Genomic DNA, 16999 nt, shown 5'->3' with positions numbered 1-16999 from the left:
CGGGGAAGGGGGCGGCGGGGAAGGGAGCGGCGGGCGGAGGGGGCGGGCTGCACCCCCGCCCTCCCCCCCTCAGGCGCGGGCGCGCAGTGCCTCCAGTGCCGCGGTGTCTGTGAAGTCGAAGCCGAGCGGGGTCAGCGACACGGCACAGCGGCGCAGCGCGGCGATGTCGCTGTCCTCCGGCTGCTCGCTGGCGGCACGGCGGAAGGAAAGCCAGCGGTAGTCGATGCCGCGGGTGTCCGTCCGCCGCTCGGTGTCGATGGCGACGATGTTTCCCTGGGCCTGACGGGTGAACGCGAATCCCGTCACCTCCTCCGGCTCGACATCGGGGAAGTTCACGTTCAGCACCGCCTCCGGCAGCCCGCCGAGCCCGTCCAGAACCTCGAAGACCCGCGGGATCATCGCCATGGCCGTGTGCCAGCGGACCTGCTCGCGGTCGCGGAAGGCCTGACTGAAGGCGATGCCGGGCACGCCCAGCAGCTTCGCGGTCAGGGCCGCGCTGACCGTGCCGGAATAGGCGACCTCCTGGCCCAGATTGGCGCCCCGGTTGATGCCGGAGATCACGATGTCGGGCGGGGTCGCCGCCAGCACCTCGCGCAGGCCGACGATCACGCTGTCGCCCGGCGTTCCGGTCACGGCGTAGCGGCGCTCCCCCTTCCCCAGCAGGCGCAGCGGGTCGTGCAGGCTGATGGCACGGGACATGCCGCTCTGGTCGTGCTCCGGCGCCACGATCCAGACCTCCTCCGCCAGCTCCTGGGCGACACGGGCCAGGGCCGCCATGCCCGGCGCATCGATGCCGTCATCGTTGGTCAGGAGAACGCGGGCGAAGCGGCGGGCGGAGCGGGCTTGCATCAACGGTGCCTCTCGTGCTGTCTGCGGACGGGTGCCAGGAAAGCCGATCCGGCACCGGGAGTCGAGGCTTGGGAGCGCATCCGTGAGCGAACGCCTGAACACCGCCCTCTGGGTCCAGGCCCATCTCTGGCGGTGCAGTGCAGAGGGCATCCCGGCCTACGTGGTCCGCAAGGGCGAACCCGAAAGCGGGATGGTCGTGCTGAAGCTCGCCCTGCCGGGCCGGCGCGCCAAGGTGTTCAGCCAGAGCCGCGACCTGGACGGCCGGCTGGGCTGGCTGGCCGGGCTGAACGGTGCCGAGGTGGACGAGCACGAGGCGGACGAGTACGTCGCCCGCCAGATCAGGCGCGACCCGGACCTCTGGGTGGTCGAGGTGGAGAGCCGCACGGGCGAGCATCCCTTCGAGGGTCACACGTTCTGAGACCTGACCTTCCTGCCCCTTGATTCGCGGCCCGGATGGCGTAAACCCGCGCATCCCGCGACCGTGCCGATGCCATGAAGAACCGTTCCCGCCGCCACACAGGCGCGGCCCTCGCCGCCCTTGCCCTGCTCTTCCCGCCCCGTCCCGCGCCGGCCGAGCCGTCGCCGCTGGACGAGATCGTCGTCACCGCGACCCGGCGACCGGCGGCGCTGCGGGACGTGCCGGCCAGCGTCTCCACCCTCGACCGCGCCGCGTTCGAGAGGCAGCAGACCCGTTTCATCGGGGAGGAACTGCGTGGACTGCCGGGCGTCGTGCTGCGCACGAACGACCAGGGCACCTATACCGACCTCGTGATCCGCGGCGTGCCGAACCGCGTCCACAACGACACGCTGGTCGTGATGATGGACGGCGTGCCCTTCGTCACCGGCGATGACGAGGGCGACCTGGAGCAGCTTCCCTTCGCCGCCGTCGGCCGCGTCGATCTGGTCCGCGGCCCGATGTCGGCGCTGTACGGCCGTGGCGCCATCGCGGGCACGCTGAACTACATCACCCGCGAGGTCGGCACGGAGCGGCTGGCCGAGACCGAGGCCGGGTTCGGCAGCCATGGCTGGCGGCAGGTCGGGGCGCTGGTGCAGACGCCCACCCTGGACCGGGGTGCGCTGCTGCTGACCGGGGAGGTGCAGCGCGGCGACGGCTGGCGCGACCGCACCGACCGCCGTCAGGACAGCCTGTTCGCCAAGCACCGGCTGGATCTGGCCGAGTGGGGCCGGCTGTCGCTGACCGCCACCTGGGTGGATCAGGCGCAGCGGCTGGCCGGCGAACTGCCGGTGACGGCGGACGGCGCCCTGGTGCCGCTGCCCGGCGGGCGGAAGGGCAACTGGAACGAGGACGACGCCGGTTTCTACAAGCGCATGCTGACCGGCACCGCGATCCTGGAGGCGGAGGCGGCGCCCGGCCTGTCCCTGACCACCCGGCTGCACGCGCGCCGCAGCCTGACCAGCGCGTTGCAGGGCTTCTTCAACCGCTTCGAGCCCGGCGACACGGCCGTGACCTTCACCGGCTTCCGGGTGGACAACACGACCCGCACAGCTTTCGCGGAACAGTCCTTCGACTGGCAGCACGGGCCGCTGCGGCTGTTGGGCGGGGCAAGCGCCGAACAGGTGGACAGCCGGCCGGTGGAGACCTGGAGCGGCAGCTTCGACTTCGCCGACCTGTTCTACGCCCAGCGCCGCCTGATCCTGACCGGCCGGCCTGTCGATCCGGAGGACTGGCGCAGCGATATCCTGCTGAACGCCGACGCGCGCAGCCGCGCCTACGGCGCCTATCTCCAGGGCGAATGGACGCTGGGTCCCGTGACCCTGGCCGGCGGCGGCCGTTTCGACCGTTTCTCCCGCCGGGTACAGTACGGCCCCAGCGGCAGCGGCTACGGCCCCGATCCGGTGGAGACGGTGCGCGACGCCGACCAGCGGGTCAGCCCCAAGGCGTCCGTCACCTGGGCCGTCGGCGCCGATCTCAGCGTCTATGCCGCCTACGGCGCCGGCTTCTCCCCCGGCTTCGGGCCGGTCTGGTCCTTCCGCGGGCGCGACACCGCCCTGGCGCCGGAACTGGCGGACAACATCGAGGCCGGGATCAAGGGCGCCCTGCTGGACGGGCGACTGGTGGCGACCGTGACCGCCTACCGGCTGAAGCGCCGGGACCTGCTGCAGCTTCTGCCCGTGAACGGCACGGCGCGCACCGTCAACACCGGCCGGCAGCGCAGCCGCGGGCTGGAGGTCGAGGCGCAGGCCGATCTCTCCGATGCGGTGCCGGGGCTGGGTCTGGACCTCGCCTACGGCCTGACGGACGCGGTGTGGACGGAGAACCGCTATCTGGAGCCGGACACCGGCCGGCCCTTCGACTTCAGCGGCAAGGACGTGGCCGGGGTGCCGCGCCATGCCGGCCGGGTGGCGCTGACCCAGGCAATCGCAGGCCTGGGCCTGGAGGCGCGGGCCTGGCTGGACCTGTCCGGCGACTATCCGTATGACGGCGCCAACAGCGTGCGCTCCGGCGGCCATGCCCTGTGGAACGCGGCCCTGACCTGGACGCCGCTGCCGGCACTGGACCTGACGCTGACCGTGCGCAACCTGTTCGACCGGGAGGTCAACCTGGTGGTGGCGGACAATGACGGACCCTATGCCGCCTATCCGCAGCCGCCGCGGGAGATCTTCCTCAGTGGCAAGGTGCGGTTCTGAATCCCGGCGGCCCGGGGGCGGTCAACGCGGGTGAAAGGGAGTGACCGTGACCCGGCCGGCCTCGGCGGTGAGGAAGCTCCCTTCCGGCACCTCGGCCCAGTGCGCCGCATCCTCGTCCAGCGGTTCGGACAGCACGATCGTACAGCCGCCGCCGTCACCGAACTCCACCATCGACCCCTTGCAGTCGATGCGGCCGCCATTGCCGTGGAACAGCGTCGGACTGCGCCCGTCGCTGGACCAGCGCACGGCATGGATGCGGCGCCCGTCCGTCACGGCGGCGGTCATCCGGAACGGGTCCGCCACGCCCTCCGCCCGCATGATGTCCGTCACCTGCCGGACCGTGCGGGCGAAGGCGCGTTCCGGGTCCTCGGCCAGCCCGTTGCCCAGCAGCAGGTAGAAGAACGCCTCGCTGTCGGTCGAACCCTCGCGGTAGCGGTACAGCTCCTTGCGGATGCTGCGCTCGATCTCCTGCCGCACCTCGGCCCAGCCGCCGATCTGGCCGTTGTGCATGAACAGGTAGCGACCATAGCGGAACGGATGGCAGTTCAGCCGCGCCGTCGCCGGGCCGGTGGAGGCCCGGACATGGGCGAAGAACAGGGGCGAGCGGATCTGCTCGGCCAGGGAGCGCAGGTTGGCGTCGTTCCAGGCCGGCATGGTGTCGCGGTAGAGGCCCGGCTTCTCGATGGCGCCGTACCAGCCCAGACCGAATCCGTCGCCGTTCGTGGGCGCCGGCGCCCGCTGGGCGTACAGGCTCTGCCGGATCAGGGAGTTGCACGGCCTGAACAGCAACGTGTCCATGGCGATCGGGTCGCCCCCGTAGGCGAGCCATCGGCACATGATGATCCCCTGCTCCCGATACCAGGGTCCCGGATGGCACCCTGTCTGTGGAGGTTAGACAGCCGATCCCGGCGGAACAAGGGCAGCGGCGATGATCTTTCAGGACGGCGTTCCGATTCTGACGGATCGTTGCGCGGCGCTGCCCTGTGAAGATGCGATCCCAGCCCTGCACGGTCCCGGGCGGGAGACGCTGCACGGGCACCCTCTGGGGACGCCCCAAAAGAAAGTGCCGGCCCCGGAGACCGGGACCGGCACATGACGGGTGCGTTGGCGCGGCGGAGGACCGCCGTGCCCCCGACCTTACTGCTGTGGCGCGGACGCCGGCGTCACCGCCGCCGCCTGCTCGGCCTTTTCCTGCTCGGCAAGCTGGGCCTTCTGCACATGGGTGAGCCACTGCCGGGCCGTCCGGGCCGTGCTGGAGAACTCCGCCGCCCGGTTGAAGGCGCGCTCGGCCTTGTCGAGGTCCTTCAGGTTGAAGCTGGCGACGCCCTCCAGCAGGAAGGCGCTGCCCTGGTTCTTCAGCCCGCCCTTGGCGATGCCCTTCTCCAGCGCGTCCACCGCGTTCTTCCAGTCCTCCCGTTCCAGGTAGGCCTGGGCCAGACGGATGAAGCCCTCGCCGTCGTTCGACAGCTCGGCGGCACGACGCAGGGGGTCGATGGACTTCGGGATTTCCCGCGACGCGATCCAGGCGTTGGCGAGAAGCTCCCAGTTCTCCTTCGTCCCCTTGATCCGGCCCTTCTCCATGTTCGCCTGGAGCAGCAGGGCGCCCCGGTAGGGAACGTCGTGATACATCCAGAGCTGGGCGAGCTGCACCAGCTCCTCGCTCTTGTCCAGATGACCGGCCTTGTAGGCCAGCTCCATGACGGCCAGCGTCTCCTTCTCCTTCTTGATCTCGGAGTAGATGCCGGCGAGCTGGATGTAATAGCGCTTCTCCTTCGGATACCTGGAGATCAGCAGTTCCAGGGTGTCCGCCACCTTGGTGAACTGCTTGGTCTCGAAGTAGAGCCCCAGGATGAAGTCGTACCATTCCTTCTTCGGATTGGGCGACATGGAGATCGCCTTTTCCATGAGGGGAATGGCACTGCGCATGTCCTCAAGCTGGGCGTAGACGTTGGCGTAGGCCACGTATGCTTCAGCCTGGGGGTTCTGCGCGACGGCGAACCACTCCTTGAACTTCTGGAGCGACTTCTGGAACTGGTCCGTCGCCATGTAGAGCTGGGCGAGGTTGTAGAGCAGGCTGTGCTGCTGGGCATCGGGCAGGATCTTGAGGGCAAGAGCCTGCTCGAAAATCTCCGCGGCACGGCGGTAGTTGTCCTGCTCCGTGAACACGTAGCCCATGGTCTGGAGGACGATCGCCCGCTCATACGGCTGAAGCTCGCCCTTCAGCAGGCCGTCGAGGATCTGCTGCGCCTGAGCGTAGCGCTTTTCCTCGATGGCCTTCTGGGCCTCCGTCACCTGCTTGAACGTCCGCTCGGTCAGGACCTGGCCCTTCTTCGCGGCGTCTTCCTGCTCCGCCTTCTGATCGTCGCCGGCCGCGCGCTGCGCGTAGGCCGTGCCGGACACACCGGCAACGGCCATCGGCAGGCCGAGCAGCAGAGCCGCCAGCCAGCGGCGGCGACGGGAGGAAGCGTGCCTGTGATCCATCGTCATGCTTCCCCTCTCCCTACTTCTGCAGCTCGAAGGTCAGCTTGTTCTGGACGCCGTGGCGCTTCACGGGCTTCCCGTCGACGATCTTCGGCTTGTACTTCCACTTCTCCATGGCCTTCACGGCGGCCCGCTCGAAATAGCCCGGCGGGTTCGCCTCGACGACCTTGATGTTATCCACGCCGCCCGTCTCGTTGATGGTGAACTCCATCACGACGTAACCCTCGATACCGCGGGAGGCGGCACGCTCGGGATACTGCGGGGCCATGCGGAAGAGCGGAATGGCTTCCGCGTCCGCGACGGCCATCGCCCCCGGGCCGGCGATGTCGAGACCGGTGTTGAGCGCACCAGGGTCGATGTTCACGGCGTTGCCGCTGGGCGCCGCCGTCGGGTCCGCCGTCATCTTCGGCGGCTCGGGCGGCGTTTCCGGCGGCGGCGGCCGGTCAGGTGGTTTGCGATCCTTCGTCTCCGTCTGCGTGTCGCGTTGCAGACGGACGAAGTCGATGAGCTTGACGCGTGCCGACTCGTCCAACTTCGCCGTCTGGCCGATGATCAGGTACTGCATCAGCCAGAACAGGGCGAGGGTAACGAGGATCGCGGCAAGCAGCGCAGTAGCGTAGCGCGCTATCATGGCCTTGCCCTCCTCCGCGAACCCGGGATCACTTCTGGTCCGCGGCGATCGAGACGTTGTAGACACCCGCCTGACGGGCCTGATCCATGACCTCGACCATCAGGCCGACATCGGCCTTCTCGTCGGCGGTGATGACGACGGCACCCTGGGGATTCTCGGCGTGCAGACGCTCGATGTTGGCCCGGATCGCGCGCCGGTCGATCTGACGGCGGTTGATCCACACCTCCCCGCTCTCGGTGACGGCGACCACGATGTTGGCTCGTTCCTGGACCACGGCGGTCACCGCGTCCGGGCGGGAGACGTCGATACCCGCTTCCTTGATGAACGACGCCGTCACGATGAAGAAGATCAGCATGATGAAGACGACGTCGAGCATCGGGGTCAGGTCGATCTCCGGCTCCTCCCCACCCGCATGGCGCTTTGCTCGCATGGACTCACTCCTGAACCAAAGTGTCGGAGAGGCGTTCGACCTCGCGGTCGGCCCGCCGCCTCAGCATGAAGCTGAAGTAGAGGCCGGAGATCGCAACCACCATGCCCGACATCGTGGGGATCGTTGCCTTGGACACGCCGGAAGCCATGGCCCGCGCGTTGCCGGAACCGAGAACGGCCATCACGTCGAAAACCTCGACCATGCCCGTCACGGTTCCCAGCAATCCGAGCAGCGGCGCCATCGCCACCAGCGTCTTGATCATCGAGACATTCGCTTCGATCTTCGCCTTCGCCTGCGAGATCAGCATCGTCCGGTACTGGGAGGCATACCAGGACTTCTTGTCCTGGCGGGCCTCCCACTTGGCGACCGTATCGTTGAACAGTTTCCGATGCTGGAACAGGTTGAAGTAGAAACGCTCGAGGATCAGCAGCCACAAGGCAAAGGTGACGAACATGATCAGCAGGAGAACGTCACCGCCGGTCTCCAGGAAGATCCCGATCGCCCTCTGTGCCTCAAGCAGCTCGGTCACGGAAATGCTCCTCGTCTGCGCGTTGCGCGATCAGGCCGGCGCTCTGTTCCTCCAGCACCTCGATCACGCTCTTCGCGCGACCGGCGCAGAGGCTGTAGAGCAGCACCATCGGAATGGCGACGACCAGACCCAGAACGGTGGTGACCAGGGCTTCGGAGATGCCGCCGGCCATCAGCTTCGGATCGCCCGTGCCGAACAGCGTGATCGCCTGGAAGGTCTTGATCATGCCGGTGACGGTGCCGAGCAGACCCAGCAGCGGGGCGATGGCGGCGAACACCTTGATGGTGCTGATGCCACGCTCCAGCTTCGGGATCTCCTTCAGGATCGCCTCGTCGAGCTTCAGCTCCAGAGTCTCCACGTCGGCGTGCTGGTTCTCGTCGTAGACGGCGAGGACACGGCCGAGCGGGTTGTTCTTGCGGATCTCGCTGGCCTTCATCTGGCCGCGGACCTTGGCGCCGGTGATGGAGAGGTTGATCATCCGCTCCAGCGCCAGCAGGACGCCGATGATACCGATGCCGATGATGACGTAGCCGACGACGCCGCCCTGGTCCACGCGCTCGCTGAGGGTCGGCTCCTGGATCAGCAGCGAGAGGAGCTGGCCGCGCGACGGGTCGATGCCGACATCGACCAGACCGCTCTGCGCCTCAAGCGCCGGCCCGGTCAGGCGGACCAGACGGTCGGCGGGCTGGCGGCCCAGCTCGACGAACTTGGCCTGCCCCGGCTCGAAGCGCAGGTAGGCGCCGTCGGTGAAGGCCACGAACGGGCCGACGCGGACGACCGGGGCCTGGAGCTGCTCGCCGTCGGTGTTGATGATGGTGGTGTCGAACTTGGCGACGCGGCCGGTCTCGGTCATCTCCTGCTGAAGCAGGAACCAGAGTTCCTGAAGCTGCTGGATGCTCGGCAGCTCCTTGCTCTGGGAAAGCTGCTCCAGCGGCTTGGCGCGGCCCGGGAACTGGCCGGTGATCAGGGACTCGTCCAGCACGCCGCGGGTGTCGCCGGCGACCTGACGGACGACGCCGAACAGCTCGCCCAGGGTGCCCATCCGCTCCTGGAGCTGCGCGGTCAGCTCGCCGAGCTGCTGCTCGCCCTTGGCGAACTCCTGCTCAAGCTGCTGCGAGCGCGACAGCTCCTGGTTCAGGGCCGCCTTGGCCTTGTCCAGAATGGCCGCCTGCTCGTTGCGGGCGGCGCGGAACTCGGCCTCGCGCTGCTTGTTGCGCTCGGCGGCTTCCTGGCTGCCGCGGCGGACCTGCTGGAGGAGCTGATCCAGGGTCTGGGGGGCAGAGGCGTCCTGCGCCACCGCCGGCACGCCGGTGAACAGGCTGGCGACGGCGCCGGCGATCAGAAGACCGCGGATCTTCGGGGTGAAGCGGATCATTGGGCGGCCTCCGGCGCCGGAACGGGGAGAACGATCAGGTCAGGGGCGGCCTGCCTGCGCGCGACGGCGAGACCCTGACGGATGGCGCCGCGGTAGCTTTCGGGCAGCACCACCCACTGGCGCTGACGCTGGTCCCACATCCCCTGTTCCTTGCCGTCCAGGGTCTGATAGGCCAGCAGCACGCGACCGAAGCGCAGGAACGACACCTGGCGGACGCGGCCGTCCTGCTCCAGCGGGCCGTCATAGGCCTCGATGGTGCGGCCGTACTCGTTCTCGATCTGGAAGGCTTCCATCAGGCGGCGGTACTTCTCCGAGGTGGAGACATCCGCGCGGGCCATCAGAGCGCGCAGGCTCTGAACCCGGTCCTGCCGCTCCTGGCTGAGGAAGGGCACGTCCAGGCTCACGAACTGCTCCAGCGTGCCGATCATGCGCTGCATCAGCGGAACGATCTCACGCTCGACGGCACTGACGTTCTCGATCTGAGTCGCCAGCGAGTCCCGCTCGGTCCCCTGGGCCTTCACGAGGTCCTGGAGCTGCGCGTTGTAGACCTTGATGTTGTCGATCTGCGTCATCACCGTCCGGTACTCCTGAAGGAGCCGGTCGGTTTCGTCCGCGATCTTGTCCACGTTGGCCTGGCTCTGCGCACCGGCCTGGGCGACCTGCTTCTCCAGGTCGATGAGCTGCTCGATCTGCTGGGCCTGGGCGGTTCCGGCGCCGGCCAGCAGGAATGCGGTCACGGCCACGACGGCCGCACACCGCGCGCGGTTCGACTGGGTCATGTAGTCTCCAACTGCCCTAGGGCGCCTAGTTTGGCGCCTTGATGCACATTATCTGTGCTGATATCCGGTGAATTATTTCACTGAACGTATCATTTACTATATACCATGGCGTGTTCCCTTGGCCCTCCTGCCTTGCTCCGGTATGCGGCCTTGATTTTCTTGAGGGTCCGACGGACTGTCCGCGGGTTCCTCCCGCTTCGACACGTCCGCCGGACTGGTTCGGCAGCTTAACCTTCGCAAGGGCGTTTTTCAGCCACTTTCTGTCCGCCGCATCGCCATGCACAATGGGTAGAGGGCGAATGTGTCAGACGCATATCCGACACGTTCCGCCCTGTCAATTGAGCATGGAATTTGGAAGAGCGCCATCGGCGTGAAAGAGTCTGTCCTGAAGTCGGGGGGCGAGCATTCCGGGCAGCCAGACCGGGAACGGCGAAGGGAGACGAATCCATGGCCGAGCGCTATGCGGGCAGGAGCGGTGTTGTCGGTGGCGTGCAGGAAGCCTTCATCGGTGTGCGCGATCCGGTTGCTGCCATCCGCCACTGGGAGAGGTTCGGCTACCGGGTCGGACCGGCCGGCCAGCTCGCCGCGGATGCCGCCCGCACCCTCTACGGGGTGGACAGCCCCCTGCACTCCGTCCGCCTGCTGCACCAGGATGCCGACCAGGGCCTGCTGCGCCTGATGGTCTGGGACCGGCCGGCCGGTCCCGGCCTGGGAACCGGCCCCTGGCGGGTGCAGGGGAACCGCTGGCTGGCGTGCCTGACCGACGACATCCTGAACATCGCCAACCATGCCGAGGTGCTGCGCGCCCAGGGCGGTCCCATCGGCTTCGTGGACCCCGTGCATGTGCCGCCGCAGCGTCCGGAGGCGGCGCTGCGCCCGTTCGACCAGCCGGTGCCGGCCACGCGCCAGATGACCCTGACGCAGCCGCTGTGGCGGCTGCTCTGCGTCCAGATCTTCAGCGGCAGCGGCCGGGCGCAGCCGACGATCAACCCGGCCTGCCTGATGCGGACGGGACCGGCCATGCATTTCGGCATGGTGATCCAGGATGACCGGCCGGAGATCCTGGAATTCTACGACCGGACCCTCGGACTGCAGCGCGCCACCGACCAGTCCCTGCCCTACGATCCGTCCCGGGGCGCTCCCCGCCTGCTGGATCTGCGGGAGGGGGAGTGGCACGGGCTGGTGGATTTCGACGCGGCGGTGGCCGCGACCGATCCCGCCCCGGTCCGGGCGGCGCGTCTGCGCGTTCTGCGCTTCCGCAGCGCCAGCGCCCTGCCCGACGCCCGCCGGGAGAGCCGGCCCGGACAGCTCGGCCTGTCCGGCTACTGCCTGCGGGTCCACGGGCTGGCCGCGTTGCGGGAGCGGATCGCGGCGGCGGGAGCCGGCGAGGTGACGCCGGTGGTCGAAGATGAGTTCGGCCGCCCGGCCTGCGCCTTCGTCGCCCCCGACGGCTACCACTGGACGGCCTTCGAAGCCTGAGCGACCGGCTGCGTGACGTTTTCCCGATCCGGCTGTTCACCCCATGCTCGCGCCACGATGGCGCCCAGCGAAGGGAAAACCGGACATGACGAACAAGGACAAGGTCTCCGGCAAGGTCGGGGAGATCAAGGGCGACGTCAAGGAGACGGCCGGCGAAGCCCTCGGCGACAAGGACCTCCAGCGGGAAGGCAAGGCTGACCGCGTCGAAGGCCGTGCGCAGCAGGTCAAGGGCGACGTCAAGCAGACCGCCAAGGACATCACCCGCTAGACGCCACGCCTCCCGGCATGACGCTGGCGGAAACATCTCCGCGTCTCCGACCGGACGCCCGGGCGTCACAGGCCGACAGCCTGCTGCGCCCGGGCGATACCTGCTGGCGCATCGCCCGGGCTGACAGGATCGCGCCCATCGTGGACGCGGCCGACTATTTCGCGGTCCTGAAACGGGCGCTGCTCAAGGCCCGTCATCAGGTCCTGCTGATCGCCTGGGACTTCGATACCCGGATCCGTCTGGAACCGGCCCGCCGCGAGGCCGGGCAGCCGCAGAAGCTGGGCAGCCTGCTGTCCATGCTGGTGCGCTCGCGCCCCGACCTGCGGGTGCATGTGCTGAAATGGCGGCTGAGCGTCTTTCAGGCTGCGGCGCGCGGAATGGTGCCGCTGTTCCTGCTCGATCTGCGCTCGGGTGACCGCTTGCAGTACCGGCTGGCCTCCGACCATCCCGTCGGGGCCTGCCATCATCAGAAGATCGTCGTCATCGACGACGCGCTGGCCTTCTGCGGCGGCATCGACGTGACGACGGACCGCTGGGACACCCGCGCCCACCATGATTCCGAGCATTTCCGGCGCAGGCCCGGCGGCGCCCGCTACGGCCCCTTCCACGATGTCACCATGGCCGTGGACGGCGATGCCGCCCGGGCGCTCGGCCGGCTTGCCCGCGACCGCTGGGAGTCCGCCACGGGCGACCGGCTGCCGCCCCCGCCCGCCGGTTCCGATCCCTGGCCGGCGGATCTCACCCCCCTTCTCCGCGACCTGCCCGTCGGCATCGCCCGCACGCAGCCGGCCTATGGCGACCAGCCCGCGGCGCACGAAGTGGAAACCCTCTGGCTGGAGGCGATCCGCAGTGCCCGCCGCTGCCTCTACATCGAGGCGCAGTATCTCGCGGGCCGGAGCATCGCCAAAGCCCTGGCCGAGCGCCTGAGCGAGCCGGACGGGCCGGAAATCGTCGTCATCAACCCGAGCGAGGTCTCGGGCTGGCTGGAGGAGCGGGCCATGGGCATGGCCCGCGACCACATCCTGGCGGCCCTGCGCGGGCTGGACCCCGGCGGCCGTTTCGGCATCTACACGCCCGTGACCGCCCGTGGCCGCGGCATCTTCGTGCATTCCAAGGTGCTGGTGGTGGACGACCGGCTGCTCCGCATCGGCTCCTCCAACATCAACAACCGCTCCATGGGCTTCGATACCGAGTGCGACCTCGCCGTCGAGGTGCCGCCCGACCGGCCGGACAGCGACACCCGGCGCGCCGCCCTGCTGGACTTCCGCGACGGGCTGGCCGCCGAGCATCTGGGCTGCACCGTCGCCGACCTGCGCGGTGCCATGGCCGCGGCGGGCGGCTCCCTGGTGGCTGCCATCGAGGCGCTGCGCCGGCGGCCGGGCCGGACCCTGGTGCCGCTGGAGGCGGACGAGGTCGGTGTGGCCGAAGGTTTCTTCGTCGAGAACGAACTGCTGGACCCGGAACGGCCGCGCTGGCCGTTGCAGACCCTGCTGCACCGGGTCGACTGGAGCTGGCTGAACCGCCGCCGGCGGCGCGCCTCTAAGCCCGGATAAGAGCCGGACCGGCCGGCCGCCACGGCTTCGTGCCCCCCTCCCCCATGCGCCCATCGATGCAGAATGCAAGGCCCTCAGCGACGCTGAAGGCTATGTTGCCTGTTGCATGATCGTCGCACCTCTTCCAAATTGGGCAAAATTTGCCCAGTGGCTTAATCCCCTATTCACCGAATGTTCGCATCCTGCCTCGAAATGGGTGATGGCCCTGTGTAGAATCAGGACAGACCGGCCTTCGCCAGCCGCGTCGGATCCTTGTGGGAGCAGTGCCCGTGGACTCCTTCCTCCAGACCCTGCGGAACCTCGGCGCCGTGCGCCTTGCGGCCATCGGCGGTGCCACGCTGGTGATCGTCGGCCTGTTCGTCTACATGATGTCGCAATGGTCCTCCCCAGGAATGTCGCTGCTCTACAGCGATCTCACCCCGGCCGACGGCGGCGCCATCGTCCAGCAGCTCGAACAGCAGCAGATCCCCTACAAGGCGAGCCCCGACGGCACCCGCATCGAGGTTCCGTCCGATCAGGTCGGCCGTGTCCGCATGCTGATGGCGCAGCAGGGCCTGCCCAGCGGCGGCAATGTCGGGTATGAGCTGTTCAACCAGCCCGAAGGGCTGGGCACCACCAGCTTCATGCAGAACATCCAGCAGCTCCGCGCCCTGGAGGGCGAGCTGTCGCGCACGGTGCAGACCCTGCAACCGGTGCAGGCGGCACGCATCCATCTGGTGCTGCCCAAGCGGGAGCTGTTCTCCCGCCAGAACCAGACCGCCACCGCCAGCGTCTTCGTCCGCCTGCGTCCTGGTGCCAGCCTGGGCAAGGAACAGGTGCTGGCGATCCAGACCCTGGTCGCCGCCGCCGTGCCGCAGCTTGAACCCGACATGGTCGCCATCGTGGACGACAAGGGCAACGTGCTGGCGCGCGGCATGGGGTCGGACTCCCAGGAGGCGATGCTCGCCACCGCCGAAGAGAAGAAGCTCGCCTATGAACAGCGGCTGACCCAGACGGTGGAGGACCTGCTGTCCCGTACCGTCGGCTTCGGCCGCGTGCGGGCGCAGGTGTCGGCCGAGCTGGATTTCGACCGGATCACCACGAACAGCGAGATCTACGACCCCGACAGCCAGGTCGTCCGCAGCACGCAGACGGTGAACGAGCAGTCCGAGGACCAGAACCGCGACGGCATCGACCCGGTGACCGTGGCGAACAACCTGCCGACCGCGGACGCCACCAACACAGCCTCCGGCCTCTCCTCCTCCAAGACCAGCCGGGCGGAGGAGTCGATCAACTACGAGATCAACCGCACCGTGAAGGTGCATGAGCGGGAGACGGGCCAGATCCGCCGGCTGTCCGTCGCGGTGCTGGTGGACGGCACCTATGCGGCGGCGGAGGACGGCACCTCCACCTACCAGCCCCGCCCGGAGGCGGAGCTGGACCAGCTCCGCCGGCTGGTGGAATCCGCCATCGGCTTCGATGCCGCCCGCGGCGACACGGTGGAGGTGGTGAACATGCGCTTCGCCACGCCGGATGATCTGGCCGGGCTGGGCGAGGAGACGATCTTCGGCCTGCCGAAGGAGGACGTCTTCCGCATCGCCCAGACCATCGTCCTGGCGATCGTGGCGATCCTGGTGATCCTGCTGGTCATCAAGCCCCTGGTCGCCCGGGCGCTGGACCGCACGCCGCAGCTTGAGGACGAGCCCGACCTGCTGGCCGGCGGCGACGGCGTGCCCCAGCTCGCCGGCCCCGGCGGCGGCGCGCTGGCCCGCGAGCTGGCGCTGGAGGCGGCCCAGGCCAACGAGGAGCTGGAACAGATGATCGACATCAACCGGGTGGACGGCCGTGTCCGCGCCTCCTCGCTGCGCAAGGTGGGCGAGATCGTGGAGAAGCACCCGGAAGAGGCCGTCTCCATCATCCGCAACTGGCTCTACCAGGAAAGCTGAGCGGCCCCCGCACAGGACACGACGCCCGGCCATGCCGACGATCCAGAAGTTCCAGTTCGACATCTCCTTCGACGAGTTCGGGCGGCAGATCATGCCGGAGCCCGAACCCGAACCGGAGGCCGAGCCCGCGCCCCCGCCGGAGCCGACCGTCACGCTGACGGAAGCGGCGCTGGCGGCGAAGCTCGCCGCCGCCCGCGACCAGGGCCAGGCGGCAGGGCATGAGGCCGGCATGGCCGCCGGCCGGGAGGCGGCGGAGACGGCCGCGCAGCAGGCCCTGACCCAAGCGCTGGTCCGGGTCGAGGACGTGCTGTGCCGGCTGCTGGCGGCGGAGCCGGAGGCGCGGCGCCGGCAGACCGAACAGGCGCGGGAACTGGCGCTCGCCATCGTGCGCAAGCTGTTCCCGACCCTTGCCCGCCAGCACGGGCTGGCTGAGGTGGAGACGACCATCGCCGCCTTCCTGCTGGAGCTGGCGGAGGAACCGAAGCTGGTGCTGCGCGTGCATGAGAGCCGGCTGGAGGCGCTGCGCCCCCATCTGGAGGAGATGGCCGTCCGGGCCGGGTTCGGCGGCACCCTGTCGCTTCTGTCCGATCCCCGGATGGGCGAGCTGGACGTGCGGGCCGACTGGGGCGACGGCGCGGCGGAGCGCGACGTCACCCACCTCTGGAGCGAAATCGAGCGCATCGCCGGCGGGCTGCCGGCCGAGATTCCGGGCGGTCCCGCGGCGGTTGCCGCGACCGCCCGTCCCTGATCCGTTGATGGAGCCCTGACGCATGGCCGCCAAGGATGAAATGGGCCTGAACGAGTTCGACGGCGCCGGCCGGTCCGAGATGGACGCCGACGCCGTGATGGTCGTGAAGGACCTGGAATCCGTCTACGACATCCCGGTCCAGATTTCCGCCGTGCTGGGCAAATGCACCATGCAGGTCAGTTCGCTGATGAAGCTGGGCCGCGGCGCCGTGGTGGAACTTGACCGCAAGGTCGGCGAAGCGATCGACATCTATGTCAACAACCGGCTGGTGGCCCGCGGGGAGGTCGTCGTCGTCGAAGACCGGCTGGGCGTGACCATGACCGAGATCATCAAGTCCGACAGGGGCTGAGGGCGATGACCGACACCAGACAGCCCGGTTCCGTTCTCGCCCAGGCCCGCGCCCGGACGCAGGCCCTGGCGCAGCAGCCCCCCGCCGCGGCCGAGGCCGGGCGCGCCGGCCCGCTGCCACGGCCGCTGCGGCCGAAGGGCGGCATCGATCTGGCGACGGTGCTCGGTCTGGTCGGCGGCTTCGGGCTGGTCGGGGCGGCACTGGCCCTGGGTGGCAGCCTGGGCGCCTTCTTCAATCTGCCGTCGGTCGCCATCGTGCTGGGCGGAACCGTGGCGGTGACCGCCGTCTCCTTCTCCGTGCGGGACGTGGCGGCCGCCGGCCGCCTGTTGCTCGGCGCCGTGACCCGTACCGTCCACGACCCGCAGGGCGTGGCGCGCTACGTGCTCCAGCTTGCCGACATCGCCCGGCGCAACGGTCCTCTGGCCCTGCAGCCGCTGGCACCGTCGCTGGCAGCGGAGCCGGTGCTGCAACGCTCCATCGAGATGATCGTGGACGGGCTGCCGGCCGACGACGTGGAGCGCATCCTGCGCACCGAGATCGAGGCCGATCAGGCCCGCGCCCGGGCCGGGGCCGCCGTGCTGCGCCGGGCCGCCGAGGTCGCCCCCGCCATGGGGCTGATCGGCACCCTGGTCGGCCTTGTCCAGATGCTGGACAACCTGCAGGATCCGGCCAGCATCGGCCCGGCCATGGCGGTGGCGCTGCTGACCACCTTCTACGGCGCGGTGCTGGGCAGCATGGTGCTGTCTCCGCTCGCCGGAAAGGTGGATCGCAACGCCGAGGTGCAGGCGCTGGTGAGCAGCCTCTACATGCTGGGCGCCGGCTCCATTGCGCGGCAGGAGAATCCGCGCCGGCTGGAGATCCTGATCAACACCGTGCTGCCGCCGGAACTCCGGCTCAGCACCTTCGACTGAGGGCGGATGCCATGCACCACGGCCCGCGCCCGACCCGACCGAC

17 protein-coding genes are annotated in these 16999 nt (G+C 69.0%); 9 read left to right on the top strand and 8 right to left on the bottom strand.

Annotation, left to right across the window (positions count from 1 at the left end; genetic code table 11):
• Positions 1-69: 69 nt before the first annotated feature.
• Positions 70-849 (bottom strand): 5'/3'-nucleotidase SurE, encoded by a 780-nt coding sequence (surE, locus tag RC1_RS03840; RefSeq protein ID WP_012566029.1) that lies wholly within the window; start codon positions 847-849, stop codon positions 70-72.
• 82 nt (positions 850-931) lie between these two features.
• Here surE and RC1_RS03835 point away from each other — a divergent pair, with 82 nt between their 5' ends.
• Entirely contained in the window at positions 932-1267 is a 336-nt protein-coding gene (locus tag RC1_RS03835) for a DUF1491 family protein (RefSeq protein WP_012566028.1), read from the top strand.
• 74 nt (positions 1268-1341) lie between these two features.
• The gene (locus tag RC1_RS03830; RefSeq protein ID WP_012566027.1) at positions 1342-3498 is read left to right on the top strand and encodes a TonB-dependent receptor; all 2157 of its coding nucleotides are present in this window, start codon (positions 1342-1344) and stop codon (positions 3496-3498) included.
• 21 nt (positions 3499-3519) lie between these two features.
• On the opposite strand, the gene RC1_RS03825 is transcribed toward RC1_RS03830, so the two are convergent.
• The 7 genes from RC1_RS03825 to RC1_RS03795 all read right to left on the bottom strand — a co-directional run bounded on the left by RC1_RS03825 (position 3520) and on the right by RC1_RS03795 (position 9723).
• Positions 3520-4335, bottom strand: a complete 816-nt coding sequence (locus RC1_RS03825) for a class II glutamine amidotransferase (RefSeq protein ID WP_012566026.1) — start codon at positions 4333-4335, stop codon at positions 3520-3522.
• 300 nt (positions 4336-4635) lie between these two features.
• Positions 4636-5985, bottom strand: a complete 1350-nt coding sequence (locus RC1_RS03820) for a tetratricopeptide repeat protein (protein WP_012566025.1) — start codon at positions 5983-5985, stop codon at positions 4636-4638.
• Positions 5986-5998: 13 nt separating this feature from the next.
• On the bottom strand, positions 5999-6610 hold the full coding sequence (locus tag RC1_RS03815; protein WP_012566024.1) for an energy transducer TonB: 612 nt from the start codon (positions 6608-6610) through the stop codon (positions 5999-6001).
• 28 nt (positions 6611-6638) lie between these two features.
• Positions 6639-7040, bottom strand: a complete 402-nt coding sequence (locus RC1_RS03810) for an ExbD/TolR family protein (protein WP_012566023.1) — start codon at positions 7038-7040, stop codon at positions 6639-6641.
• 4 nt (positions 7041-7044) lie between these two features.
• Positions 7045-7569: a MotA/TolQ/ExbB proton channel family protein gene (locus RC1_RS03805; protein WP_012566022.1), complete on the bottom strand. Its 525-nt coding sequence runs from the start codon at positions 7567-7569 to the stop codon at positions 7045-7047.
• Positions 7553-8944 carry a MotA/TolQ/ExbB proton channel family protein gene (locus tag RC1_RS03800; protein WP_012566021.1) on the bottom strand — a complete coding sequence of 464 codons (1392 nt, stop codon included), beginning with the start codon at positions 8942-8944 and terminating at the stop codon, positions 7553-7555. The genes RC1_RS03805 and RC1_RS03800 overlap by 17 nt, the downstream gene beginning before the upstream one ends.
• Entirely contained in the window at positions 8941-9723 is a 783-nt protein-coding gene (locus RC1_RS03795; protein WP_012566020.1) for a DUF3450 domain-containing protein, read from the bottom strand. The genes RC1_RS03800 and RC1_RS03795 overlap by 4 nt, the downstream gene beginning before the upstream one ends.
• 447 nt (positions 9724-10170) lie before the next feature.
• Between RC1_RS03795 and RC1_RS03790 the strand changes: the two genes are divergently transcribed.
• From RC1_RS03790 to RC1_RS03760, 7 genes are all read left to right on the top strand, one after another.
• A complete protein-coding gene (locus tag RC1_RS03790) occupies positions 10171-11202 on the top strand; it encodes a VOC family protein (RefSeq protein ID WP_012566019.1) in 1032 nt (343 codons plus the stop codon).
• A gap of 85 nt (positions 11203-11287) precedes the next feature.
• Positions 11288-11470, top strand: a complete 183-nt coding sequence (locus tag RC1_RS03785) for a CsbD family protein (protein ID WP_012566018.1) — start codon at positions 11288-11290, stop codon at positions 11468-11470.
• A 17-nt stretch (positions 11471-11487) separates the two neighbouring features.
• Positions 11488-13023 carry a phospholipase D-like domain-containing protein gene (locus RC1_RS22445; protein ID WP_012566017.1) on the top strand — a complete coding sequence of 512 codons (1536 nt, stop codon included), beginning with the start codon at positions 11488-11490 and terminating at the stop codon, positions 13021-13023.
• A 269-nt stretch (positions 13024-13292) separates the two neighbouring features.
• A complete protein-coding gene (gene fliF, locus RC1_RS03775; protein ID WP_041785986.1) occupies positions 13293-14948 on the top strand; it encodes a flagellar basal-body MS-ring/collar protein FliF in 1656 nt (551 codons plus the stop codon).
• Positions 14949-14979: 31 nt separating this feature from the next.
• Positions 14980-15696, top strand: a complete 717-nt coding sequence (locus RC1_RS19835; RefSeq protein WP_012566015.1) for a FliH/SctL family protein — start codon at positions 14980-14982, stop codon at positions 15694-15696.
• Positions 15697-15775: 79 nt separating this feature from the next.
• Positions 15776-16045, top strand: coding sequence for a flagellar motor switch protein FliN (gene fliN / locus RC1_RS03765; protein ID WP_234703861.1), 270 nt, complete (start codon positions 15776-15778; stop codon positions 16043-16045).
• Positions 16046-16050: 5 nt separating this feature from the next.
• A complete protein-coding gene (locus RC1_RS03760) occupies positions 16051-16956 on the top strand; it encodes a motility protein A (RefSeq protein WP_012566013.1) in 906 nt (301 codons plus the stop codon).
• The last annotated feature ends 43 nt before the right edge of the window (positions 16957-16999 follow it).

The organism is Rhodospirillum centenum SW, from assembly GCF_000016185.1.
In the GTDB taxonomy this organism is placed as follows: Bacteria; Pseudomonadota; Alphaproteobacteria; order Azospirillales; family Azospirillaceae; genus Rhodocista; species Rhodocista centena.
This window is presented reverse-complemented; position numbering and strand designations above follow the sequence as displayed.